This is a genomic window from Psychrobacter sp. 1U2 (assembly GCF_051847575.1).
Genome location: NZ_JBPYDC010001578.1, coordinates 1 through 570, shown reverse-complemented (window position 1 = coordinate 570; position 570 = coordinate 1). Strand labels below are relative to the sequence as shown.

The following is a 570-nucleotide window of genomic DNA, read 5'->3' as shown; positions in this document are numbered from 1 at the left end:
ACCCATTAATAGCGGTGCAAGGACGGTGGCACCAAACATAGCAAAGGTATGCTGAACACCAAGTAAAATACTTTTAGAAGCGGGTAGATATTCATTGATACCGACAGGATTGTGGTCAAGATCCCCACGATAAGGTCGCCATGTGGGGAACCAGCGTCCATTTTCAAAGTCTGGGTTATTGGCAAGTTGCATTGTAGCTAGACTGATACCTGCTGCTTCTAATGCCGTTGGAGGGGTTTGAGTTTTGGCGCTATTTTCTGAGTGAGATGAATGCTGTGTCTTGGCGGGGTCTTCTGGAGGAGTTACCATGCGCGTGTCCTATGTGGCCGAAAATAATAGCTAAAAAGGATAAATAAAGAGTTAATGACGCAAGCACCATCCTATTTAGTATATCTCACCATATTGCTGACTTCATCTAACAATATTTATTTAGCTTAACCTGCAACACTGGTATACTTAACAAATGGTGGTTGTTTATACAAATTTGGTACATTTTACTAGATGTCTGATGCAAGATATGTTCTACTAAATCCGTCGCTTTGGCGGATTTTGACCCAGTATGCCTCATAG

The 570-nt window shown here is 42.1% G+C and carries 1 pseudogene; it reads right to left on the bottom strand.

The annotated features are described in order from the left end of the window. Nucleotides 1–309 (bottom strand): annotated as a pseudogene (locus ACS8FD_RS23285) (pyrimidine utilization transport protein G); the annotation flags it as partial. Nucleotides 310–570 lie beyond the last annotated feature (261 nt).